Below are 22,918 nucleotides of genomic sequence, written 5' to 3'. Positions count from 1 at the left end.
ATTGCCCGTATAAATTGATGCTGTACTTATAACCATCCATTTAAAGAATGTTCTGGTACTAACATATAGACATCTATAATTGTCAATTCTCAAAGTATTTTTTGAACCCATTCCCATTCCAGGCACCAAAATCCTGCCTGCATATCAGGAAATAGTAAGTCTCCCTGATCCTTGACAAGATTGTCATAGCGAAACAAGTTATTCCAGCTTCTTGTCAGTTCGCCTTTCAGCTGAGGATAAAACGGTGTAAGGAACACATTTCCTTCATAGTCCACTCCATGCTGAACAAGCTTTTGATTATATGAATCTTCTTCTTGTTGGTTTTTTCCTATATATCGTAAATTCAAGCGCTTGTTCCAGTCAATCATTCTAAAAAATACTACCTTTTCCACGGGTACATGAAGCTGCAAAATTTGACACCCGCTATGCTTCTCAATGTATTTCGGATCACCATATCCCCAAACAGCCGACTCTGCTTCAACGGGTCTGGAAACAATTTTCTCAGCATTTGATACATACCATTTGTAAGCATCAACAAATGTCGTGGCAACTTCGCCGTACTTTTCTTTAATGAATTTCATTTTTGCGGTATGGTGTCCATTTTTTTTCAATTGTTCTAAAACGTTTTCGGTTTGTATAGTATAAAGAGTTACTTTTCTATCTTTGTTATCCATTCTTTTTTCAACTCCCATAATGTTCCTACACGAACAGGGCTTAAGGTAATACTTTCATCAAAAATCCTGTCCCAGCTTTTTATAATTTTTTTCTTAATTATCGGAAAAAACGGTGACATATATGCTGAACAATCGTTTGTTCCGTAGCTGCTAAGCATCTTGTCGTGCTCCCTCTGATCAGCCCTGTCTTTTGGTATATAGCCATAATTTACAATTCGTCCCCATTTTTCAATATCTACTGTAATAAGATCTTCTTCATTCACTTCAATTTCCAGCAATACATTTCCTTCACTGTTCGGTATTTTTTCGCTTTCCTTTAAAGATACCCAAATAGGATATTCCGCATCATCAGGCACAGGCGCAATTTCTTCAGCTGCCTTGCGATACCAATTATAAACATCAAAGTATAGCTGTGCGTGGTCCTCCATCTTCTGCTGTATGTATTCCCTTTTCACAATATAGCGTCCATTTTTATCTAAATCACCTAAAATATTAGCATTTTGCTTCGTCCATACCCTTACCTTGCTTCCCATGTATACACTCCTTCCAGCAACATTAATTGATAATATTATAACAAACAATAGAATAGGCGTCAATGATTCAAGGTACAACTATAATATTAAGAAGTCCATAAAATCAATAATTATTTATGCATAAATTTAAAGTGTATTTAATATATTACTACAAAATGAAAGGAGTTATACATATATGAACAAAAAGATTACAACTTTGCTTGTGAGCATTTTAATTCCTCTTACAGTCGGTCAAATTTCTGCAATGCTTACACAAAACGGCTTATCCTCTTTTAGCCAAATCAATATGCCTGCATTAATGCCGCCTTTTTTTATTTTCCCCATCGTTTGGACAATTTTATATATACTGATGGGCATATCATCATACATAGTCTTTACTTCACACAGCCATTACAAAAAATCCGCATTACAGTGGTATTTTGTACAACTGTTTTTAAATTTTATGTGGTCCATAATTTTTTTCAATCTTCAAAATTACTTAATGTCTTTCATTCTGCTTCTAGTCCTTATAGCCTGCATTATTATAATGATTGTACAATTTTATAGAGTAAAGCCAATAGCAGCATATTTGCAAATACCTTATCTTCTATGGTGTATATTTGCAGCGTACTTAAATTTTCAAATTATAATATTGAATTAATTATTCATCACATATTCTGCTAAAATATTAATGCATGGATATGCATATTATAAACAGACAAAAAGACTATGTTTCCACTTTAAAGGGTACTATAGTCTTTTATCAATTAGCAATATCACATATAACTATCAATATCAGGAAACATAGCTATGCTTCGCTCTAATATTCCCTGCATGTATGCAATCAAAATTCCATAGTTTGTAAACGGAACCTTCATGTCCTCTGAGCATTTTTGGCGGTACTTCATCTCCCTATCGTTAATCATACAGCCTCCGCAGTGAACAACCAGCTTAAAGCTGCTCAAATCGTCCGGAAATTCCGTTCCGGAAGTAAATTTAAAATCAATGTTTTTCTTGGTTCGGTTTTTAATCCACCGCGGTAATTTTACTGTACCGATGTCCTCGCACTGCCTATGGTGTGTACACCCCTCCGAAATCAGAACTATATCGCCGTCTTGCAGCAAATCAACAGCTCTGGCTCCGTTTACAGCTGTTTTCAGCACACCTTTGTATCGGGCCATCAAAATAGAAAAAGATGTTAGATAAATATCCTCCGGAGTTTCGGCGTTCACCCTTTCAAACACCTGGCTGTCTGTAATAACTATTTTCGGCTTTCTACCAAGGTTTTCAAGAGTTTTCTTAAATTCAGATTCTTTTACCACAACAGATACTGCATTAGCTTCCAAAATATCTCTGATTGTTTGCTGCTGAGGAAGTATGAGCCTTCCTTTAGGTGCAGCTTTATCAATGGGCACTACCAAAACAGCAAAGTCTAACGGGTTCAGTATATCTCCGACAATCTTAAGCTTAAAATCATCCGCACGTACCAAACTCCCTATTTTTTCTTTGAGCTCTTCAATATTTTCTCTTGTTTTTGCGCTGACATAAATGCTGTTTTCATTTAAGGATTCTTTTTTTTTGTTCAAATCAGCCTTGTTATATGCAAGAATATACGGGATGTTTTTCTTTTTAAAGAGTAAAATGAGCTTTTCTTCCTCTTCGGACTTTCCTTCAACGGCATCAATTACAAGAACAGCAACATCGGTTTTATTTAATACCTGCTGCGCTTTTTTGATGCGAAGCGCTCCAAGCTCTCCCTCGTCATCAATTCCCGGAGTATCTATCATCACAACAGGACCCAGAGGCAAAAGCTCCATTGATTTATAAACCGGATCTGTTGTAGTTCCTTTTATATCAGATACAACTGCCATATCCTGGTTGGTTACAGCATTCATAACGCTTGATTTACCGGCATTTCTTTTTCCGAAAAAGCTTATGTGAATCCTGTTTGCGGCAGGCGTTTCATTTAGTCCCATACATACCTCCCTAGAATCTGAAATCCCGGCTGCCGCGGCTGATTTTTCCCAGATTTTCAAGAACTATTTTCCTTACCTTCTCTTTAGGAATGTTAGAAATTTCATGCAAAATCAACTTGTCCCCTGCATCCTTTGTTTCAGGAGAAGCATAGTCCTCCAAATATTCCTTTAACGTCATGAGTGCATTTGGATGGCAGCAATTATGTATCTGTCCGCTTTTTAAAAGCTGCATGAAACGGTCTCCTGTCCTTCCTTCTCTGTAGCAGGCCGTGCAGAAGCTTGGAATATATCCAAAATCTATAAGCCATTTAACGACTTCGTCAAGTGTTCTGTTATCGCTAAGCTCAAATTGTGCCGAATCCTCTTCTTCAGGCTCGGTCTCTGCATAGCCTCCCACAGTTGTTTTAGAACCTCCGCTCAGCTGAGATATACCAAGATGCAGAACTCTCTCACGACATTCCTTGCTTTCCCGTGTAGACACTATCATTCCTGTGTACGGAACACTTATTCGGATACAGGCTACCAGCTTTGCGAACGTATCTTCATTTATTCCGTTATCAAATGCAGACGGATCAATATCATCCGCAGGTCTGATCCTCGGTACGCTGATAGTGTGAGGCCCAACGCCGAACGCTGCCTCAAGATGCTCTGCATGCATTACCAGAGCAGCAAATTCATATCTATACAGTTCAAGTCCAAACAATACACCCAGGCCAACATCATCTATCCCGGCTTCCATAGCCCTGTCCATAGCCTCTGTGTGATATGCGTAATTATGCTTTGGCCCTGTGGGGTGAAGCTTTTCATAGCTATCCTTGTGGTACGTTTCTTGGAACAGAATATATGTACCGATTCCGGCCTCTTTCAGCTTTCTGTAGTTTTCAACGGTTGTTGCTGCAATATTTACATTTACACGTCGTATTGAACCATTTTTGTGCTTAACGCTGTATATGGTATCAATTGATTCCAAAATATACTCAATAGGATTATTTATAGGATCTTCTCCAGCTTCCAATGCAAGCCTCTTATGTCCCATATCCTGCAATGCTATAACCTCACGTTCAATCTCTTCCTGTGTCATCTTTTTTCTGGTAATGTGTTTGTTTTTGAAGTGATACGGACAGTATACACATCCGTTGATGCAATAATTTGACAGATACAACGGAGCAAACATAACTATGCGGTTTCCGTAAAAGTCTTTTTTTATCTGCTCTGCAAGTGCATATATTTCCTGATTCTTCTCTTCCAGCTCACAGTCCAAAAGAACTGCTGCCTCTCTGTGGGTAAGACCCTTTCTAAGACGGGCTTTTTCGATAATACTATCAATAAGTTCTGTATTTTTCTTGTTTTTTTCTGCATACTCAAGCGTCTTGAGCACTTCGTCGTGACAGATAAACTCCTCTGCTTTTGATGATTTTGGATTATACATATTTTCTCCTCTCTTTATCGGGTCAGAATCTCTTTCCCTTCAGTTTTATTTATTGCAGGAACGATGGTCGCCACGGGAAACTACTACACGGCAGCCTATACCTTCCATTCGTTTCTGCATGCAAAACCTGCATTCGGCGGCTTCATCACCTGTGCAGATTTTATTATCATATAGCATATATTTATTTCTTACGGCAACAGGAGACAGGTTCGGCATTACTACATTACCGCCGGCCTGAATTCCTTTTTCGCGCCCAAGGGGATCAATTGTACCTAAAGCCGTTGTTGTGGGCATTAATACTTCAGGAATCATCAGCCTTACGAGCCCCAGCATAAACAATGTCAATTCTAATGTTCCGCTCTCTTTATGGGCAAATGGTGTGTCGCTATGTGGAATAAACGGCCCTATTCCCACCATATGCGGCTGCAGTTCTTTTATAAACATCAAATCTTCTACAAGGGTTTCGACAGTCTGATAAGGAGACCCCACCATAAATCCGCACCCAACCTGGTATCCGATTTTTTTCAAATCAAAAAGGCAGGCTTTTCTGTTTAACAAAGAAAGGTTTTCCGGATGAAGCTTCTTGTAATGTTCTTCATTAGCTGTTTCATGGCGCAAGAGGTACCTGTCGGCTCCGGCATCATAAAATGCCTTATAGCTTTCATAGCTTCTCTCCCCTATTGACAGCGTCACAGCGCAGTCTGGATAACAATTTTTTATAGACTTAATAATATGCACCATCTTTTCATCCGTAAAGTATAAATCTTCGCCGCTCTGCAGTACAAATGTTCTGAATCCAAGGTTATATCCTGTATTGCAGCAGTTAAGAATATCCTCCTCGGTCAGCCTATAGCGTTCTGCTCCAGCATTGCTTTTTCTAATCCCACAGTAATAGCAGTCATTCCTGCAGTAATTAGAAAATTCAATCAGCCCTCTGATATACACATCGCAACCATAATTTGCTATTTTCACCTGTCTTGCTCGTTCAAATAGATATTCTGCAATTTCCGGAGTTCTTCCTTCAATCAGCGACTTAAATTCTTCAGTGGTAAGATTATGAGCCTTGTGCAGTTTATCAATAAGATACTTCATCCTATCCATCGCTCGTTTTTGCAGGGAACTTAGAATATACTGCTTTACTGCTCACTCCCGGCAATTTCCCCAGCTTGCCTGAAAGGGCACTGATTACATCGTTAGGCGCATCCACTGCAATACTAATAATACTAATATCCTTTTCCTTATATGGAATTCCCATTCTACCTATGATATACATGCTGTAATCATGCAGAATTCCGTTTAGTTTCTCAACCGAATCAATATCTTCTACAATTACTCCTATAATAGCAACTCTTGTTTCCATGTTAACCCTCCGTTTATAATAAAAAAAACGCCAAAAAGGCGCAGAATTCCACAATTAATCATGTACTTGCCCGGCCTTTCACCTCATATCCCGTATTCGGTGTCAGATACAGCTATTTATTTAATTATATTAGATTTAATTTTTTTTTGCAACCAATATATCACATATTGTTAAAAAAATTTCAAATGTTTTATTGAATTCGAATAGTACTCTGCCATATCGCCAAAATAAATTCTACATGCAAAGTATTTTAAAAAAACTATTGACAAAACATAATTTTAGTAATATCATACTAAAAACTCAATAATAAAACTGCTATGACAGAAGAAAGTAAATTTGAAGAAGCTACCAGGGAGTATTCGCCATTGACTGCAAGCGAATATTAGAATAATCATTTTGAAGTTCCTTCTTGAGCACTCGGCTGAATTAAGTAAGCTTGAGCGTACTTCCTGCGTTACAAGGATAGAATATCGGATTATAATCTCGTATTCGAAAAAAGAGCGGCATATGCCGAATTTGGGTGGTACCACGGAACAGTTGAATTTTAACCTTTCGTCCCTATATTGTTAACAATATGGAGGCGGAAGGTTTTTTATTTTATAAAGAATGGAGGTAAGATATGACACAATATAGTAATTTAGTTGCTGAAATGAATAAATATGATGATTTAATGAAAGATATATTTGAAAAGCGAATGTCTTTATTAGATCAAATTGTTTCAGCAGAAAGCAGCGTCTCAGACAAAATAACTTCCGTCAAAAATAATGAAACCAACAATAAATACTCTATTGAATATAATTATTTTCTTGACAACTTATTGTCTTTGGACAGCAATTACAGATATAAAAGAAGCAGACATAATAATAAATGCTCTGTTAATTATACTACTGATCCAATTGAAATTGATAATGTCTGCTATCAGGGCCTGCCTTTTTCATATTCAGAAGGAGCGGCAAAAAATCTGTTTAAAAATAAAAATTACATTAATAAATCAACATTTGAGGATGTATTTAAAGATGTTCACAACGGAAATGCTGAAGCTGGAATCGTACCTGTGGAAAACTCAACTGCGGGTTACGTTACTGACGTTTATGATCTGCTATTGAGATATGATTTATATGTAAATTATAATTACATCAGAAAGGTGGATCACTGCATTGCAGGAACCATGGACTCCTGCATTAATGACATAGAAGTTGTGTATTCACATCCTCAGGCAATCATGCAATGCAAGGATTATATAAACTTACGCGGGTTTAAGGCAATAAATGAAACAAACACGGCAGTTGCGGCTCAAAAAATATATTTAATGAACAGCAAAAGTGCTGCATGTATTTGTTCGCCTGAAGCAGCTGAAAACTATGGTCTAAAAATCCTTGAGAATAATATTAATTCAAAACATAATTACACCAGGTTCGGGGCAATATCAAAATACCTGATTGCTGACGAAAGCCATAATAGAATCAGCATAGTATTTACGGTACCTCATGAAATAGGAACACTTGATAAAGCTCTGGCTCTGTTTTCCTACTACAACATAAATTTATCATATATTTACTCTAGGCCTGATTTGGGAAGTCCTTGGAAATACTTGTTTTATTTGGATTTCGAGGGAAATATCTTAGACAAAAGAATACAAACTATTCTTTGTCAGCTTGAACAAAAACTCCCATTTTTTAAAATTCTGGGTAGCTTTAAATACTAAACATGCGGCATGTATTGACTGCGTAAAATTATTAATAATTATAAATTTTTTATTGACAAGTTCAAATTATGTGTTAGAATAGCTTAAACGATATTTGAAGGAGAAAATTTATAATGGAATTTATAAATAACTTTTATGCAACTAATTTATATAGCCGTTATCAGAGTAATTATTACTATTATTATTACTTTTATTGTTATATAAAAAAACTGCATAAATATATTTATAAAGGATTAATGCCGGCATTTTGATAAAAAATGCTTTGCCTGTTTTATCTCAGGTAATTTAAATTTTTCTCATCTTATAAGAAATTATTGGAGAGTCCTTTATAGGGCTCTTTTTATTTATTTAGGACAAAATACAAATCGGAGGACAGAAAAATGATATTAATTATTAACAAACTTGCAACTGAAAAGGAAATTTCTTCAATAAAGGAGAAAATCTGCAGCATGGGCTGCCAACCACACGAGTCGATAGGAATGAATTACAGAATTATAGGTATTGTCGGAGACACCCATAACATTGACCAAAGCGTATTTCAAAAAAACAGAATTATCGATAACGTAATTCGCATACAGGAACCATACAAAAAAGCTAACCGATTATTTCACCCGGACAACACAGAAATAAAAGTAGGTAATGAAACCATAGGCGGTAATAAATTGGCAATAATAGCCGGGCCATGCTCTGTTGAAAGTGAAGAACAAATTTTATCCATAGCAAAATCCGTAAAGGCATCTGGAGCAGGATTCTTAAGAGGAGGCGCTTTTAAGCCTAGGACTTCACCATACAGCTTCCAAGGACTGAAAAAACATGGGCTTGAACTTTTGAAATACGCCAAAAAAGAAACCGGCCTTCCTATTGTTTCAGAAATTATGTCAACAGAATTTCTTGATGACTTTGTAGAGGATGTTGACATCATTCAAGTCGGTGCCAGAAATATGCAAAACTTTGAGTTACTGAAAGAACTTGGAAAAATTAATAAACCTATTCTGCTGAAAAGAGGACTATCCTCAACCATAGAAGAACTTCTTATGTCTGCCGAATACATTTTAGCCGGTGGCAACGAAAATGTAATATTGTGTGAAAGAGGCATACGAACATTCGAAAAATACACAAGAAACACATTGGATCTAAGTGCAATACTTGCAATTAAAAAGCTTAGCCATTTACCTGTAATTGTAGATCCAAGCCATGCAACTGGCTTATGGTGGATGGTGGAAGCACTGTCAAAAGCAGCTGTTGCTGTAGGAGCCGACGGACTAATAATTGAGGTTCACAATGACCCTGAAAATGCATTGTGCGACGGAAGTCAGTCTGTTAAACCAAACAGATTTGATGATATTATGAAAAAGTTAAAACTAATTGCTGAAATAGAAAACAAAGCTATATAAAGGTTAGAGAGGTGTTGAAATTGAAATCCATGTCTGATTTAAATATAACCATAGTTGGGATAGGCTTAATCGGAGGTTCTTATGCCAAAGCTATAAGAAAAAACATAAAAACCAACAAGTTATGGGCAATTGATATAAATGTAGATGCATTGAATGAAGCTGAATCATCAGGCGTAATAGACAATGGATATACAGAACCGCAGTATCCTCTCGAGCATTCCGATCTGGTAATATTATGCACATATCCTAATGCCACCATGGATTTTTTGAAAAACAACATGAGATCTTTTAAGAAAAATGCGCTTATTACAGATACTATGGGGATGAAAAACAAAATTGTTTCAGATATCTTAAGCATAATGAGGGATGACCTTGAATTTATAGGAGGGCATCCCATGTCAGGAAGGGAGTTAGTAGGTTACAACCATTCTGATGCCGATATTTTTAAAAATGCACAATACATTCTGACCCCAAGCAAAAACACCTCGGACAGCTCTTTAATAATGTTAAAGCAAATAATAAAAAGCATAGGCTTTAATAAAATTATTGAAATGTCACCTCAAACACACGATGAAAAAATTGCATTCACCAGTCAGCTTCCTCATATTATAGCATGCACGTTAATGAACAATGCAAGTCTTGACAATAATTTTCAATGCGTGGGCGGAAGCTTTAAGGATGCTACAAGAGTGGCAGACATTAATTCTCAGCTATGGAGTGAACTGATACTGGAGAATAAGGATAATATATTAAATGAGATCAGTAATTTTATTTCAGACATAACTGACATCTATAATGTTATTAAGTGCAACGATAGAAACAGCCTGGAATTTTTCATGAACAAAAGCAGAGCAAGAAGAAAAGAGATGAATATATGACAGTACTAAATGTAACCCTTCAGACAAAAAAATATGATATAATGATGGAAAAAGGAATTATTAATAATATCGGGTTTGAAATAGAAAAACTATATGGCGGGAATAGAATTGCTGTTATTACAGATAAAAATGTATATTCATTGTATGGCGAGCTAGTAAAAAATTCATTAGAACATTGCGGTTTTAATGCGAGCTTTATTATACTGGAGCCCGGCGAAAAAAGCAAATCCATGACAGTGCTCGAAAGTGTATATACCCGCTTGCTGGAATCAAAAATAACCAGAGGCGACATGATAATTGCTTTGGGAGGAGGAGTTGTAGGCGATTTAGGCGGATTTGCTGCATCAACCTATTTGAGAGGTGTAGACTATGTGCAAATTCCAACTTCCCTTTTAGCACAAATTGATTCTAGTATAGGCGGAAAGGTAGCTGTGAATCTGGAGCAGGGCAAGAATTTAGTCGGAAGCTTCTACCATCCGAAAAAAGTTCTTATAGACCCCGAGGTACTTAATTCTCTTCCTGATAAATTTATCAAGGACGGCCTGGGAGAAGTAATAAAGTATGCGTGCATTAAAGATTCAGAGCTTTATGAATTATTGATGCGCATAAAATCTAAAGAAGAATTACTAAATAATATTGATACTATCATTTTCACATGCTGCAATATTAAAAGAGAAATAGTTGAACAAGATGAACGAGATACCGGGATACGAATGATATTAAATTTCGGCCACACATTAGGTCATGCTGTTGAAAAATACTATAATTACGAGACATACACTCACGGAGAAGCGGTGGCAGCAGGTATGTATTTTATAACACAGAAAAGCGAGGCTCTCGGATATACCGAACCGGGAACATCTGAAAAAGTAAAAAATCTGTTGACAAACTTCAGTATAGATTACAGTTTCCCCAACATTGACATGAATTATATAGAGGAAACAATTCTTTTAGATAAAAAAAATATTTCAGAGAATATAAACTTAATTTTATTGAAAAAAATAGGTGAAGCTTATATAGCGCAAATGCCTGTTAAAAATATAAACAACTTCCTAAAGTAAATCTGAGCAGGAGAATACAAATGAACAGCATAACGATAAAACCTTCTAAACTTAAAGGAGAAATAAAAGCACCTCCATCAAAAAGCTTAAGCCACAGAGCAATAATATGCGCTTCTTTATGCAGCAGTGGCGAAAGTTTAATAGACAATGTTGTTTTATCAGAGGATATAAAGGCTACCATAGAAGGCATGAGAAGTCTCGGTGCAAAAATAAACTTATTTGAGAACAGCAACGGTACATACAGCTTGCGTATAAAAAGGGAAACCGATAAAATACAAACGACTCATATTGACTGCAGAGAATCAGGCTCAACTTTAAGATTTATGATTCCCCTTGGCTCAATATTGTCAGAAGAATGCACTTTTACAGGCTCCGGCAAGCTTGTTGAGAGGCCTTTAGATGTTTATTATAAAATATTTGACGAACAAAAAATCAAATATAAAACAACTGGCGGTTTACTCCCCTTGTCTGTGCATGGTTCACTAATAAGCGGCAGCTACAAGGTTTCAGGCAATATCAGTTCACAGTTTATATCGGGACTTCTGCTTGCTCTTCCATTGCTGAGCGGTGATTCAACGGTTAAAATTAAAGGCCCACTGGAATCAAAGGGCTACGTTGATTTAACACTTGATATATTAAGCAATTTCAAAATTAATATTGTGAACAATGGCTATAAGGAGTTTAAAATTCATGGGAATTCCGTGTATGAGCCTGCAAACTATACAGTTGAAGGAGACCTGTCGCAAGCTGCTTTTTTCCTTGTAGCTCATGAAATCGGAAATGATTTGATATGTAACGGATTTGACAGCAGCACAAAACAGGGAGACAAGGAAATACTAAACATAATAGAAAAATACAAGCACATAGAAATAAGCAGCAATGAAGAAATCATAATTGACGCATCTCAAATACCGGATTTAGTTCCGATTTTAGCAGTGCTTGCATCGCTGAAAAACGGAATAACAACGAAAATAATTAATGCGGAGCGCCTAAGAATAAAGGAATCAGATCGCTTAAGGGCAATCTCTACCGAGATGAATAAGCTTGGAGCAAGTATAAGGGAATTGCCAGACGGACTATTAATAAAAGGATTAAACAGTTTAGCAGGAGGTGCCGCAGTAAACAGCTGGAATGATCACAGAATTGCAATGTCCCTTGCAATAGCGGCAACAAAATGTGAAAAAGAAATTATATTGGAAAATCATACAGCTGTAAATAAATCATACCCTTCATTCTGGGATGATTATAAAGCTTTGGGAGGTATGTCAGATGAGTTCGATGTTCGGCAATAAATTAAAAATAAGTATTTTCGGTGAATCTCACGGCGAAGCCATAGGCGTGGTTATAGACGGACTTCCGCCTGGAATCAGGTTGAATCACGACTATATTAAAAAACAGATGCTGCGCAGAGCACCCGGAAGAAGCAGCCTTTCCACTCTAAGAAACGAAAAAGATTTATACCATATTGTAAGCGGCTATTTTGAAGATAAAACAACAGGCTCTCCATTATGCGCAATTATATACAATGAAGACAAGAAATCAAAGGATTATGATATTTTAAAGGATACCATGAGACCCGGTCACAGTGATTATCCCGGGTTTGTAAGATATGCCGGATGCAGCGATTATCGAGGCGGCGGCCATTTCTCCGGTAGAATAACTGCACCTTTGGCATTTGCCGGTGCAGCTGCAATGCAAATACTTGAGGAACATAAAAATATTTTTATCGGCAGCCGTATAAAAAGCATATGCAAGATTAAGGATGATGATATTTCTGAAATAGAAACCAATACTCTTAAAGACTTGCGCAACATGAATTTTCCCGTTATTTCTGATGAAAAATCAGCACTGATGCAGGCAGAGATACTTAAAGCAAAAGATGAAGGTGACTCTGTGGGAGGCGTAGCAGAAACATTTATAATTAATACTGATGCAGGCCTTGGTCAGCCCTTCTTTGATTCAGTAGAAAGCAAGCTGTCACATATGATATTTTCCATACCGGCCGTCAAAGGAATAGAATTCGGAGCCGGTTTTGATATAACCAGTATGAAAGGCTCAGAAGCAAATGATTCATACTGTATGAAGGAAAACAAAATTATTACCGAAAGTAATAATAACGGCGGGATAACAGGAGGAATTACAAACGGTATGCCCATAGTGTTCAGAACAGCTATAAAGCCTACACCGTCTATAGCAGTTACCCAGAAGACCGTTAACGTTTCATCTATGAAAAACACTGAACTGACTATATCAGGACGTCACGATCCATGCATAGTACCAAGGGCACTGCCTGTTATTGAGGGTGCTGCAGCACTGGTGATACTCGACTTAATATTGGAAAGGGAAGGTGAAATATGGAACCAAAAATAGATTTAAATAAAGTAAGAAATGAAATTAATTCAATAGATGCTGATTTAGTAAAACTTTTAGAAAAGAGATTTAATTTAGTGTTGAAGGTTGGAGAATATAAAGCAGCACACAATCTGCCGGTATTAGATGAAGCAAGAGAAAAAATTGTTATTGAAAAATGCAAGAATCATTTAGAAAACGAGAAGTACAAAACCTATATGGAAAAAGTTTTTACACAAATTATGAATACCTGCAAGGATATTCAAAAAAATGAAATTAAAATATTGTAAAGAGGGATCTGTTAATGGAAAATTTATATGGCTTAATAGGCGAAAGGCTTGGACATACCTTCTCACCTCAAATTCATAATAAAATAATGGAAGAAACTCATACAAGCGGTCATTACGGACTGTTTGAAGTAAAAAAAGAAAATTTACAATTTGTTGTTAACGGATTAAAGGCACTTGGTTATAAAGGCGTAAACGTTACTATACCATATAAATTGGACATAATTAAATATCTTGACTTTCTCAGCCCAGAGGCTTCGAAAATCGGAGCCGTAAATGTAGTGAGCATAGATAAAAACGGTGCATCCACAGGATACAATACGGACTATTATGGGTTTGGAATGATGCTGGATCATGCAGGTGTGAAAATTGAAAATGAAACAGCTGTTGTTCTGGGTACCGGCGGTGCATCAAAAGCAGTAACGCAGTATCTAAAGGACAGCGGTATAAAAGAATTAATTCTGGTATCCAGAAATGCAAAATCGGCAAAAGAAAAATATCCGGATGATAAAATTATTACGTACAATGAATTAAATAAATTATACAGCTGTTCTATGGTAATCAACTGTACTCCCATAGGCATGTTTCCAAAAACCGAGCAAAGTCCGCTTGATAAAGAGCTTTTGAACAAATTCAACACGGCTGTAGATTTAATTTACAATCCGCCAAACACTCTATTTCTAAAGGAAGCAAAAGAAAAGGGCTTAAAAGCAATAAACGGACTATACATGCTTGCCGCACAAGCTGTTAAATCACAAGAAATATGGAACAAATCAAAAATCGAAGCAAAAGTTATAGATAATATACTAGATATGTTTTAACAGGAGATTTATATTATGAATAAAAACATAGTAATAATAGGAATGCCCGGAAGCGGCAAAAGCACCGTAGGTTATATGCTATCCCAAAAAATGAACATGGACTATATAGATATGGACAAATATATAGAGACAAATGAAAACAAAACCATCAAGGAAATGTTTCAAATAGGCGAAGAATATTTCAGAGATGTTGAAACAAAACACACTAAGGCATTGAGCAAATTAAATTTCCACGTAATAGCCACAGGCGGCGGAATTGTAAAAAGAAAAGAAAATATCAAAATGCTTAAAGAAAACTGCATCATGATATTTTTAAACAGGCCTCTGGACAACATAATTCGAGATATTGACACAAACATAAGACCGCTTCTGGCAGACGGAAAAAATAAATTATACCAGCTGTATAATGAAAGGTTTCCTTTATACAAGGAGTATTGTGATATTGAGGTAATAAACGACCGTGAAGTTTCTCATGCCGTAGAGCAAATCACAAAGCTTGTAGCAAATGAAATCTAAAAAATCTCTGGTATTTCAGACTACCTTTAACTTAAATCAATCAAATATTAAAAAAACTGTTCTTTGGAGAAATTATAATCCAAAAGAACAGTATCCGTTTGCTTTAAATGCTTTATAACGTTAGCTTTTACTTCTATCCGCCTTCATCATTTTTTCAAATGCCTCGTAGCGGGTTCTCAGAGCCTTCTCATGATTTTCTTCATCTGATTTTAATTGTTCAAAAAATTTTTTAACTTTTGGATCATCTGCTTTTTCAGCAAGCATTTGGTAATGTTTCTGAGCTCGTATTTCGTCCTCGATTGCTTCTAAAATTCCTTCCAGTATCTGCTGCATACAACATCCATCCTTTATATAAGTTTTGTATCTTGCCGGTTTAATATAATAGTTTTCTTCAACCAAACATCTCCGGTTTTATGCCTGTTAAAATTATAGCATAAATATCTCTTATAATCTACTTGAATGTTAATTGAAAAGAAGAATCATAAGTGATTATTTTTATAAACTATTATTCATCTTTTACTGCTACAAGATTGTCATTATTATTTGCCTGATTATACAGTAGGCCTTTAAATATCAGCAGTATTGATACTACAATTACCCCTGCGGAAATTATCCACACTACAGGTATTGAAGTGTGTTTAATTATAATGCTGTTCACAACCGAACCAGTTAATCCCCCTGTCTGAAGAATCAATGAATTAACAGATAACACGGATGCTCTTATTTCATTAGGCACTTCTTCGTTTAATATCACACCTTCCGGTATGCTTGCCATACCGAAAATCAAATACACCAATGCATAAAGCGCTATAAAAGAAGCAATGTTCAATTGCAAAGCCATTATTATCAATGATAATGACAGAAATACTCTTAGAATTAAATACATTTTTTTAGCGTTAATCTTTTTAATTAGCACACCTGATACAATATGTCCTGCCATAGCCGCAGCTAAATACAAAAATGCCATAACGCCGAGAAGCGCCATAAAGCCTTCATCCCCCATCAGCGTTATGAAATGAGGCTGCCAATACACCTCTAATGCATAGAGTAAAAATCCCGTTGAAAAAACAGAAATAAAAATGCAAATAATAGTCCTGTTTTTTAATATAAATGCAGAACTACTTTTAACATGTTGTTTTAATGATATTCTTTTTTCTGTTTCTATTGCAGCTGTTTCCTTAATAAAAATAAATGCAAGCATAAGAACTGTAAGCGTTAATATTATTTTGATTATAATATTTAAATCGTATGTTCCTAATAATGTAAAGTAATTTTTTGAAATTTCAGGAAATAATCCGCCGGTTAATGCTCCCGCCGATAATCCCAATGCATCCAGTACATTTATCCTTGTGGTTACTTTATGCAATGCGACCTTTCCAAATGAATCAATGTATGAATCAATAAACAGAGCTTCAAACGATCCAGAAGATATTGCTCTGGTAAGCCCCTGCATAAAAATTCCCATACATATTGCAGCTATACCCTTTCCAAATAAGAAAAATAATGAACTTATCAAGGATACAATCAATGATATACAAAACGTCCTTTTTCTTCCAACAATATCTGCCATTATTCCCGTAGGCAGTTCGAAAATAACTACGGTAACTGCATACATGCCTATTATTAATGATAAATTACTCATGGATGCGCCTTTATCCATAAGCAATAAACTTAATATAGGAACCATGAGGCCATTTATATATGAATTGAGGAAAAATATCAGAGAATATATGTTTAATCTCATAATTAACCATTCCTGTCATTATCATTTAAATCTGATCTATATGCAATCAAAGCATACTCAAAGGGGTGAGTATTGTCTGAAGCTCTTGAATGTTTTTTTATAAAATCGTCTATAATGCTGAACAATTCATTTGCCTCATGGGTAGTTAAATGAACAACGCCTGTCAATTGATCTACTAATCTATTTCCATTTCTGTACTCTTCACTTATTAATTCTCTCTTTGACGTTATCAGCTCATTATAACCGTTATATGTTTCATTTATAATGCTTCTTGCCAGAGCATCACGTTCCAGTGATAAGCCATCATTTAAATCCTGTCCTATGCTGACAGTCTTGTCAGATAATCTAAGATACCTGGCTGTTATGCCGTTTATAATTTCGTTGTGGTCAAATTCGATTATTCCAATCTGCTCCAACTGCTTAATATGATGCTGTGCCGAAGATGGCGAAGTGTTCAATTTGTCGGCGATATGTTTAGAAGTTACCGACCTGCCTTCTCTGCTCATTATTTTTATTATTTTTTGTCTGACAGGTGACATAAAAATCTTCAATTCTTTATCGGTTCTAAGTACAATGTAGTTTTTTCTTTCCATATTCAACCTCCCAATATCGTTACATTTATTATAACATTACATTTTATGTAACGTCAATATAAATGTTACTACTTTCTACTTATTATTATGATATATATTTTTTTGCAAATAAAGAAGGATTTGCGAATGACACAAATCCAAGTGTTACAGCATACTTTGATTCAATACGCTGCGTTTTTATGCATGCTCCTTCGTACTTGGAGCTTATTTTAAAAAGTATTCAAGTGAATCATAGCTGACAACAGATCTCAGCAGCTGAATGTGTTTAATCTCATCATCATTAAATCCTGCTATGCCTTTTTGTAGCAAAAAAGCGTTATACCCTCTTTCAATGGCGCCGTTGTATGTAAACAACACGCAGTACTCTGCAGCAAATCCACTTATAACAACACAGTCCACACCTTCATTCTTAAGAATGGCATCCAGCTCTGTTTTCCAAAAAGCATTGTTAAAAGATTTATGTACAAAAAAATCATCATCTGATATTATTAATTCATCCACACATTTAAAGCCGTCCGTTTCCGGTCCTCCTGATTCTAAATCTTGTATAATTACTACAGGATACTTTTTTTTGCGGAAATATTGACTTATTTCATTAATATATTCTACTGCCCTTTCAAAGGATGCTTTACAAGATGTTTCTTCTTTGCAATTTTTTTGCATATCCACTATTAAAAATGCTGTTTTTGACATAACACTCTCCTAATAATTGTATTTACTGCGAATAGTTAAGCATATAACACTATATTTCTTGTTGCATTATATAACTCCAACAGGCGATATGTATATTATAAACTCATTTTCTCCGTCAAGTCCAAGCAAATTGTCAACTAATTCCTGATCAAATTCAGCCATCGCACATGCTCCGCAGCCTATTGCTCCGCTGCTTAGATACAAATTTTGCATTACATGCCCTGCATCAAGCAGCATTAACTTATGTGATTCCAAAAGAAATCTCCATTCGCATCTGTATGGAACTGCGCTGTAGAAAAAAACAACTGCTGCTTTTGCGGCAAATGTCTGCCCCCTCAAGCTATCAGATATTTTATTTTCAAGTTCGTCAACTGATTTAATAAATTCTAAGGAGTGTTCCATTGGTAAGTAATGATATATACCTTTTTCTAGCCCCTCTACATTTAAAACCGTCAAATATGTTTCAAACGCATGCCTTGCTCCTGCAGACGGAACTGGCCTAACTGTTGCATAATTATTTCCTCTTATTTCTTTAATTCCCTGAGTAGTCCACAGCAGGAATGATAATTGGTCAATAGTTATGCTTTCATTTTTATAAACACGGTGAGTTTTTCTTTCCTGAACCAATTTTAAATAATCAGGCTCTTTTATTAATGAAGAAAATTCTTTGCTTAGTTTAATAGCAGTATTGCTCATAGGTGCTTTTGTCAAAGGCGGCTGAGGAAGCTGCTTTTGCTGATCAGATTTGTGTCTTTCCTTAGCAAATGTACTTTTCATAAATTCTCTGTTACTGCGTATTTTGTTTTTTACATCTTGATTTTTTTCCATATGTCCTCCTCAATTGTTCAAATCCTACATTTAGTATGATGTAGTTTTATTTAGTCCAATATTTTTTCAAATAGCAAACTATCTATCCACTTTCCATGTTGTAGCATATACTGATTGTACTTTCCGACAAATTGTTTTCCCGAATCTACTACCGTGTACATATAGTGCATACCTTTATCTTGTTCACAAACCAATTCTTTAACAATTTGAACAAAAAAATTATAGTTGTAATATTCATCTATTCTAGGCAATCCAATATTTTTAAAATATACTCTATTTTCTTTTTCAAATTCAAACAGCTGATCTATATCACTCAACGTTAAAAGTTTTATGCTAACGGATTCCATAATACCTTTTCTCCTTCTTAAGAACAAATCATAACTTTGTAATTCTGCATCATTAGAACAACTTAATTTAACATAGTTTAAAATCTATGATAATTTTACCACAACTAATGTTATATCATCATTGATTTTTTCAAGTTTTAGAAAATCATTAAAATCTTTGTGGACTTTTTTTACTATGTCATCGGGCTTCAGCTTATATATTTCAGTAAACAGCTTTTTAAGCCTGGTCTCATAAAATTCATTGTTTGATCTTTGCTCCGGCAGTCCGTCAGACATAATAAACAGCGTCATTTCCGGAGACAAGGGCAGAGACTGGTCTGCATACTTGTACAAGTCTGTGCCTATTGCAGTTGAAACCGGGAGACTTGCTTTGTTCAACTCTGTTACATATCCATTGTTTCTTATAAGTACGGGACACATGTGAAATCCCGCATTACAATAAGTCAGCTCATTTGTCCTTAAATCAAATACGGATAAAAAAATGCAGACAAGATATTCTACCGGATATCCTTCATTCATATACTGCTCGACAAAAAATTCCATAATTTCTTTAGGTGATAGCACCTGCCCTGGTATATGTTTTAGTGTAAAGTAGCTTCTTATAGTATCCTTAACAAAAATAGCCAGCATTGCACTGTCAAGTCCATGTCCCGATACGTCAGCCGCAAAGCATACATATTGTTCAAAATAATCATTAAGCAACCCGTTGTCTACTTTAAATACATCGAACAAATCCCCGCCCAGTTCCTGCGCCGGAATATACAAGGAGGCAAAAGAGATATTTTCTGAGCTTGGAAGGCTTTCTGGAAGAGACTGCTTATGAATTTTAATGGCATTTGCAATTTCAACATCCAGCTTTTTACGTATTTTTTCATACTCGGCATATTTTTCGTTGCCGTAAATATATATGTAGTTATTCTTTTTAAATGTCCTTACATGAAGTTTAATATGTCCTTGCTTGCCTTTTAATAATAATTCTTCCGGCTCAGAAGGTTTTTCCGTTGTGTCTGCAATAAAAGATTTAGTTTTATTTATCTGAAAGTCAGCAACAATGTCCAAAAATTTTTTTTGTTTTAGTTCATTGTCAGTATAGCCCAAATATGACTGCATAGCCCTGTTGGAGAAAATAATTCTTCCATCTAAGCTACAAACCAAAAAATGATCATCAATCATATAAGCTATAGTTTCATTTATTTCCAGTGTATTAAAATTTTTCTCCGTCATTGCTTCCTCCTGTCTTACGTGATTGTCATTTTTTTATCTTTCTTATGATTATAGCACATATATCTTTTGTTATCTACTTGATAATTAAATGTCATAAATGTATTTCAAACATTTCTGCTGAAATAAGCCTCAGTAATTATTATCCATATTTTGTTTTTTTAAGAAACATTTACAAATAAATATTGTCAGGGTATTATATATATAACTACTTTTAAGAAGGTGAATTATGAAAAAATTAATTATTGTACTTATCTTCTGTATTGTTTTAACATCCTGCAAAAATACGTACAAAACAAATGATGATATTACCAATAATGATTCCGGCATAAATGTATCCGTAGAGCCAGAGATGCCTGAGGAACCCGAAAATCCAGTGGAACCTGAGAAATCTGAAAAACCTGAAAACCAAGAAAATGCTGTGGATAATAGGTTTTCTCTTATGGATTTGACAGAGGGACAGCTTGAAAGCATTCATCTTGAAATGAGAGATGATAATCGATGGTTATTTTCAGGCGATCTGGGATCGTCTATTAGATTGTCAGATTGTGAAATTGCAGTTTCCGACTACAACTACAAAATTTTAAGAAATTCCAGCCAGGCTCTATATTGCAACGGAATTGACATCGAATACGGAACTGGTGCTATAGATACTGCCATAGCAAGCAGGGATTATTTGTATTTTAAAAATAAAGGCATGGCTGATGAATCTTTTAAAACTGACTACAATATTTTGAATGGTGATATGATATTATCTCTGGAATGCACTGATTCTGATATGTCTAATATGGAAATAAAAGAAATTAAGTACAGTTATTCTATTGATAATTTGACCTTGTACGGATTTATTAAAAAAAATCAAGATGGCTGCAACGTTATAATTGACCCTGCCTACATGAAAGGGATTCCTGTATATCACCCAAGAAGTGAATTATGCAGATATGAGATTAACGGTATTGATATAGAGGCAGACACACTCAGTTTGACAATTACTAAAATTGATGAGTCTATTGAAAGTTATTTAGAAAGTTTAGGTGCAGATTATGTTTATGCCCGCCTGCAGTTCAACAATTTTAGTTGCAGCTACGGAACAGTGTCGGGATATAATTCAACTGCCGAGCTTTGCGGATACAATTTAATTTCTGAGGATGCCGAAAAAATACTGTCTCAGCAATTTACTATAGAAAACAGCGGCAAAAGCAGTGAAATGACGACTGCATATAATATTTTAACTTCAAATTATAATACCTTAATTTCTGATTCTGTTGTAGGTATCTCCCTTCTTGATCTTGATTTTGATGGAACTCCTGAGGTTATGGTTTCCAAATACCCAGATAACTGGAACCAGATGAAAGATGAAAATGGTGTTGAAACAATAGATGTGGATGTTTACCGCATTGACGGAGATAATCTTGTATATATTGATACACTCTGGAATTATCATACAGTGGTTTATGAGCTTGGCAACAGATTGGGTATTAAAAAACTCGATGACGGCAGTAAAGCATGGTTCAACATGTCTTATAAGGACAGAAACAGCGGTGAAATTTCCGATACGGATTATCTGTTTAATTTAGAAGGAGACAAACTTGTATTCACAGAGGTCTTCAGCAAGGACTCCCATGACACTTACTATTATTATGGAGAACCGATGGTGTTTGAAGAAGAAACTTTTTTTGATGAATCCCTTGGCGAGGAATTTACAAGGCTTAAATGGGGAGAATTCAGTTCAATTTATGGAGACTGGGCACTTATAGGATGGATAAAGGAGGACTATTGCAAGGATATGAAAGATTCTTCCTTTAGTCTATATAATTATTCCATGTCTGTAGCTGTACCGGGTGAAAAGCCTTACATAATCCCTGTGACAGAACGCATGCTCAGCTACTATATTGCTGACTTGGTTGATTCCTATTACCTTGGCACATACGATTCTGGCAAGCAATATTATGAATATAAGTTTCTGGGAGATTTTGCAAAGCCCATAATATATTTATACCCTGCAGAAAAAGCTGATGTTTCTGTACGGCTTGATTTTAACGGAGAGCTTACATGCACATATCCTGATTACAACGGCGGCTGGAATGTTACGGCTGAACCTGACGGAACTTTGATAAATAAAGCCGATGGAAGGAAATATTCATACTTATTCTGGGAAGGGGAAGGAACCGCAAGCTGGGATCTGTCAAAGGGATTTATTATTGCCAGAGAAGACACTTCACAATTTTTGCAGAATAAGCTTCAATACATGGGGTTAAATTCCGAAGAAATAAACGATTTTATCGTGTACTGGCTACCTCGAATGAATAAAAACAAATATAATTTGATAACATTCCAAACAGTCGCCTATGAAAAAAGCGCAAAGCTTAATATTACTCCCAAGCCCGACAGCCTATTGAGGATATTTATGGTTTACAAACCTCTAAACCAACCTATCGATATTGTCCCTCAAGAGCTTAAGACATTTACACGGGAAGGCTTTACAGTAATTGAGTGGGGAGGCTTTGAACTGGAATAAGAAAAAGGTGCC

General features: G+C 35.6%; 24 protein-coding genes and 1 other annotated feature. Of the genes, 11 read left to right on the top strand and 13 right to left on the bottom strand.

The window, feature by feature from the left end; genetic code table 11:
- Positions 1-89: 89 nt before the first annotated feature.
- A complete protein-coding gene (locus tag ACS3UD_RS16365; RefSeq protein WP_308138591.1) occupies positions 90-674 on the bottom strand; it encodes a DUF3841 domain-containing protein in 585 nt (194 codons plus the stop codon).
- On the bottom strand, positions 650-1,207 hold the full coding sequence (locus ACS3UD_RS16360; protein ID WP_308138592.1) for a DUF3841 domain-containing protein: 558 nt from the start codon (positions 1,205-1,207) through the stop codon (positions 650-652). Before ACS3UD_RS16360 ends, ACS3UD_RS16365 begins: the two co-directional genes overlap by 25 nt.
- 175 nt (positions 1,208-1,382) lie before the next feature.
- Between ACS3UD_RS16360 and ACS3UD_RS16355 the strand changes: the two genes are divergently transcribed.
- Positions 1,383-1,847 carry a TspO/MBR family protein gene (locus ACS3UD_RS16355; RefSeq protein WP_308138593.1) on the top strand — a complete coding sequence of 155 codons (465 nt, stop codon included), beginning with the start codon at positions 1,383-1,385 and terminating at the stop codon, positions 1,845-1,847.
- Positions 1,848-1,962: 115 nt separating this feature from the next.
- On the opposite strand, the gene hydF is transcribed toward ACS3UD_RS16355, so the two are convergent.
- From hydF to ACS3UD_RS16335, 4 genes are read right to left on the bottom strand one after another with little or no spacing between them, the layout of a single operon-like run.
- Positions 1,963-3,162, bottom strand: coding sequence for a [FeFe] hydrogenase H-cluster maturation GTPase HydF (gene hydF / locus ACS3UD_RS16350; RefSeq protein ID WP_308138594.1), 1,200 nt, complete (start codon positions 3,160-3,162; stop codon positions 1,963-1,965).
- A gap of 10 nt (positions 3,163-3,172) precedes the next feature.
- Positions 3,173-4,591 carry a [FeFe] hydrogenase H-cluster radical SAM maturase HydG gene (gene hydG, locus ACS3UD_RS16345; RefSeq protein ID WP_308138595.1) on the bottom strand — a complete coding sequence of 473 codons (1,419 nt, stop codon included), beginning with the start codon at positions 4,589-4,591 and terminating at the stop codon, positions 3,173-3,175.
- A gap of 45 nt (positions 4,592-4,636) precedes the next feature.
- Positions 4,637-5,683, bottom strand: a complete 1,047-nt coding sequence (gene hydE / locus ACS3UD_RS16340) for a [FeFe] hydrogenase H-cluster radical SAM maturase HydE (RefSeq protein ID WP_308140074.1) — start codon at positions 5,681-5,683, stop codon at positions 4,637-4,639.
- A 1-nt stretch (position 5,684) separates the two neighbouring features.
- The gene (locus ACS3UD_RS16335; RefSeq protein WP_308138596.1) at positions 5,685-5,951 is read right to left on the bottom strand and encodes a TM1266 family iron-only hydrogenase system putative regulator; all 267 of its coding nucleotides are present in this window, start codon (positions 5,949-5,951) and stop codon (positions 5,685-5,687) included.
- A gap of 308 nt (positions 5,952-6,259) precedes the next feature.
- Positions 6,260-6,514, top strand: a binding site (T-box leader).
- Positions 6,515-6,570: 56 nt separating this feature from the next.
- Between ACS3UD_RS16335 and ACS3UD_RS16330 the strand changes: the two genes are divergently transcribed.
- From ACS3UD_RS16330 to ACS3UD_RS16290, 9 genes are all read left to right on the top strand, one after another.
- Positions 6,571-7,656: a prephenate dehydratase gene (locus ACS3UD_RS16330; protein WP_308138597.1), complete on the top strand. Its 1,086-nt coding sequence runs from the start codon at positions 6,571-6,573 to the stop codon at positions 7,654-7,656.
- A gap of 380 nt (positions 7,657-8,036) precedes the next feature.
- Positions 8,037-9,050 (top strand): 3-deoxy-7-phosphoheptulonate synthase, encoded by a 1,014-nt coding sequence (aroF, locus tag ACS3UD_RS16325; protein ID WP_308138598.1) that lies wholly within the window; start codon positions 8,037-8,039, stop codon positions 9,048-9,050.
- Between the two features lie 11 nt (positions 9,051-9,061).
- Positions 9,062-9,928, top strand: a complete 867-nt coding sequence (locus ACS3UD_RS16320) for a prephenate dehydrogenase (protein WP_440977699.1) — start codon at positions 9,062-9,064, stop codon at positions 9,926-9,928.
- Positions 9,925-10,989 carry a 3-dehydroquinate synthase gene (gene aroB, locus ACS3UD_RS16315; RefSeq protein WP_308138599.1) on the top strand — a complete coding sequence of 355 codons (1,065 nt, stop codon included), beginning with the start codon at positions 9,925-9,927 and terminating at the stop codon, positions 10,987-10,989. Before ACS3UD_RS16320 ends, aroB begins: the two co-directional genes overlap by 4 nt.
- Before the next feature lie 20 nt (positions 10,990-11,009).
- Positions 11,010-12,281, top strand: a complete 1,272-nt coding sequence (gene aroA / locus ACS3UD_RS16310; RefSeq protein WP_308138600.1) for a 3-phosphoshikimate 1-carboxyvinyltransferase — start codon at positions 11,010-11,012, stop codon at positions 12,279-12,281.
- On the top strand, positions 12,259-13,359 hold the full coding sequence (gene aroC / locus ACS3UD_RS16305) for a chorismate synthase (RefSeq protein ID WP_308138601.1): 1,101 nt from the start codon (positions 12,259-12,261) through the stop codon (positions 13,357-13,359). Before aroA ends, aroC begins: the two co-directional genes overlap by 23 nt.
- Positions 13,344-13,628, top strand: coding sequence for a chorismate mutase (locus tag ACS3UD_RS16300; RefSeq protein WP_308138602.1), 285 nt, complete (start codon positions 13,344-13,346; stop codon positions 13,626-13,628). The genes aroC and ACS3UD_RS16300 overlap by 16 nt, the downstream gene beginning before the upstream one ends.
- A gap of 14 nt (positions 13,629-13,642) precedes the next feature.
- Positions 13,643-14,446, top strand: a complete 804-nt coding sequence (gene aroE / locus ACS3UD_RS16295; protein ID WP_308138603.1) for a shikimate dehydrogenase — start codon at positions 13,643-13,645, stop codon at positions 14,444-14,446.
- Positions 14,447-14,461: 15 nt separating this feature from the next.
- A complete protein-coding gene (locus tag ACS3UD_RS16290) occupies positions 14,462-14,962 on the top strand; it encodes a shikimate kinase (protein WP_308138604.1) in 501 nt (166 codons plus the stop codon).
- Between the two features lie 120 nt (positions 14,963-15,082).
- Here ACS3UD_RS16290 and ACS3UD_RS16285 read toward each other — a convergent pair whose 3' ends face one another.
- The 7 genes from ACS3UD_RS16285 to ACS3UD_RS16255 all read right to left on the bottom strand — a co-directional run bounded on the left by ACS3UD_RS16285 (position 15,083) and on the right by ACS3UD_RS16255 (position 20,391).
- Positions 15,083-15,295 carry a ferritin family protein gene (locus ACS3UD_RS16285; protein ID WP_308140076.1) on the bottom strand — a complete coding sequence of 71 codons (213 nt, stop codon included), beginning with the start codon at positions 15,293-15,295 and terminating at the stop codon, positions 15,083-15,085.
- A gap of 172 nt (positions 15,296-15,467) precedes the next feature.
- Entirely contained in the window at positions 15,468-16,706 is a 1,239-nt protein-coding gene (locus tag ACS3UD_RS16280) for an MFS transporter (protein WP_308138605.1), read from the bottom strand.
- A gap of 2 nt (positions 16,707-16,708) precedes the next feature.
- Positions 16,709-17,299: a winged helix-turn-helix domain-containing protein gene (locus ACS3UD_RS16275; RefSeq protein WP_308138606.1), complete on the bottom strand. Its 591-nt coding sequence runs from the start codon at positions 17,297-17,299 to the stop codon at positions 16,709-16,711.
- A 204-nt stretch (positions 17,300-17,503) separates the two neighbouring features.
- Positions 17,504-17,992 carry a cysteine hydrolase family protein gene (locus tag ACS3UD_RS16270; RefSeq protein WP_308138607.1) on the bottom strand — a complete coding sequence of 163 codons (489 nt, stop codon included), beginning with the start codon at positions 17,990-17,992 and terminating at the stop codon, positions 17,504-17,506.
- A 66-nt stretch (positions 17,993-18,058) separates the two neighbouring features.
- On the bottom strand, positions 18,059-18,820 hold the full coding sequence (locus ACS3UD_RS16265) for a SagB/ThcOx family dehydrogenase (RefSeq protein ID WP_308138608.1): 762 nt from the start codon (positions 18,818-18,820) through the stop codon (positions 18,059-18,061).
- Between the two features lie 50 nt (positions 18,821-18,870).
- Positions 18,871-19,167 carry a hypothetical protein gene (locus tag ACS3UD_RS16260; protein WP_308138609.1) on the bottom strand — a complete coding sequence of 99 codons (297 nt, stop codon included), beginning with the start codon at positions 19,165-19,167 and terminating at the stop codon, positions 18,871-18,873.
- Between the two features lie 84 nt (positions 19,168-19,251).
- The gene (locus tag ACS3UD_RS16255) at positions 19,252-20,391 is read right to left on the bottom strand and encodes a SpoIIE family protein phosphatase (RefSeq protein WP_308138610.1); all 1,140 of its coding nucleotides are present in this window, start codon (positions 20,389-20,391) and stop codon (positions 19,252-19,254) included.
- Positions 20,392-20,617: 226 nt separating this feature from the next.
- Between ACS3UD_RS16255 and ACS3UD_RS16250 the strand changes: the two genes are divergently transcribed.
- The gene (locus ACS3UD_RS16250) at positions 20,618-22,906 is read left to right on the top strand and encodes a hypothetical protein (RefSeq protein WP_308138611.1); all 2,289 of its coding nucleotides are present in this window, start codon (positions 20,618-20,620) and stop codon (positions 22,904-22,906) included.
- The last annotated feature ends 12 nt before the right edge of the window (positions 22,907-22,918 follow it).

Origin of the sequence: Sedimentibacter sp. LTW-03, assembly GCF_052059825.1 — a bacterium.
Classification (GTDB): domain Bacteria; phylum Bacillota; class Clostridia; order Tissierellales; family Sedimentibacteraceae; genus Sedimentibacter.
The sequence above is the reverse complement of the archived record's forward strand: the minus strand, read 5'-3'. Positions and strand labels throughout refer to the sequence as shown.

Excerpts from the sequence above, each read along its gene's own strand:
- ACS3UD_RS16250 (WP_308138611.1), top strand. The coding sequence starts at position 20,618 with ATGAAAAAATTAATTATTGTACTTATCTTCTGTATTGTTTTAACATCC.
- aroC (WP_308138601.1), top strand. The coding sequence starts at position 12,259 with ATGAGTTCGATGTTCGGCAATAAATTAAAAATAAGTATTTTCGGTGAA.
- ACS3UD_RS16255 (WP_308138610.1), bottom strand. The coding sequence starts at position 20,391 with ATGACGGAGAAAAATTTTAATACACTGGAAATAAATGAAACTATAGCT.
- ACS3UD_RS16290 (WP_308138604.1), top strand. The coding sequence starts at position 14,462 with ATGAATAAAAACATAGTAATAATAGGAATGCCCGGAAGCGGCAAAAGC.
- ACS3UD_RS16355 (WP_308138593.1), top strand. The coding sequence starts at position 1,383 with ATGAACAAAAAGATTACAACTTTGCTTGTGAGCATTTTAATTCCTCTT.
- ACS3UD_RS16300 (WP_308138602.1), top strand. The coding sequence starts at position 13,344 with ATGGAACCAAAAATAGATTTAAATAAAGTAAGAAATGAAATTAATTCA.
- aroE (WP_308138603.1), top strand. The coding sequence starts at position 13,643 with ATGGAAAATTTATATGGCTTAATAGGCGAAAGGCTTGGACATACCTTC.
- ACS3UD_RS16330 (WP_308138597.1), top strand. The coding sequence starts at position 6,571 with ATGACACAATATAGTAATTTAGTTGCTGAAATGAATAAATATGATGAT.
- ACS3UD_RS16275 (WP_308138606.1), bottom strand. The coding sequence starts at position 17,299 with ATGGAAAGAAAAAACTACATTGTACTTAGAACCGATAAAGAATTGAAG.
- hydG (WP_308138595.1), bottom strand. The coding sequence starts at position 4,591 with ATGTATAATCCAAAATCATCAAAAGCAGAGGAGTTTATCTGTCACGAC.
- aroA (WP_308138600.1), top strand. The coding sequence starts at position 11,010 with ATGAACAGCATAACGATAAAACCTTCTAAACTTAAAGGAGAAATAAAA.
- ACS3UD_RS16335 (WP_308138596.1), bottom strand. The coding sequence starts at position 5,951 with ATGGAAACAAGAGTTGCTATTATAGGAGTAATTGTAGAAGATATTGAT.
- hydE (WP_308140074.1), bottom strand. The coding sequence starts at position 5,683 with ATGAAGTATCTTATTGATAAACTGCACAAGGCTCATAATCTTACCACT.
- aroB (WP_308138599.1), top strand. The coding sequence starts at position 9,925 with ATGACAGTACTAAATGTAACCCTTCAGACAAAAAAATATGATATAATG.
- ACS3UD_RS16360 (WP_308138592.1), bottom strand. The coding sequence starts at position 1,207 with ATGGGAAGCAAGGTAAGGGTATGGACGAAGCAAAATGCTAATATTTTA.
- ACS3UD_RS16260 (WP_308138609.1), bottom strand. The coding sequence starts at position 19,167 with ATGGAATCCGTTAGCATAAAACTTTTAACGTTGAGTGATATAGATCAG.
- ACS3UD_RS16285 (WP_308140076.1), bottom strand. The coding sequence starts at position 15,295 with ATGCAGCAGATACTGGAAGGAATTTTAGAAGCAATCGAGGACGAAATA.
- ACS3UD_RS16280 (WP_308138605.1), bottom strand. The coding sequence starts at position 16,706 with ATGAGATTAAACATATATTCTCTGATATTTTTCCTCAATTCATATATA.
- ACS3UD_RS16365 (WP_308138591.1), bottom strand. The coding sequence starts at position 674 with ATGGATAACAAAGATAGAAAAGTAACTCTTTATACTATACAAACCGAA.
- aroF (WP_308138598.1), top strand. The coding sequence starts at position 8,037 with ATGATATTAATTATTAACAAACTTGCAACTGAAAAGGAAATTTCTTCA.
- hydF (WP_308138594.1), bottom strand. The coding sequence starts at position 3,162 with ATGGGACTAAATGAAACGCCTGCCGCAAACAGGATTCACATAAGCTTT.
- ACS3UD_RS16270 (WP_308138607.1), bottom strand. The coding sequence starts at position 17,992 with ATGTCAAAAACAGCATTTTTAATAGTGGATATGCAAAAAAATTGCAAA.
- ACS3UD_RS16265 (WP_308138608.1), bottom strand. The coding sequence starts at position 18,820 with ATGGAAAAAAATCAAGATGTAAAAAACAAAATACGCAGTAACAGAGAA.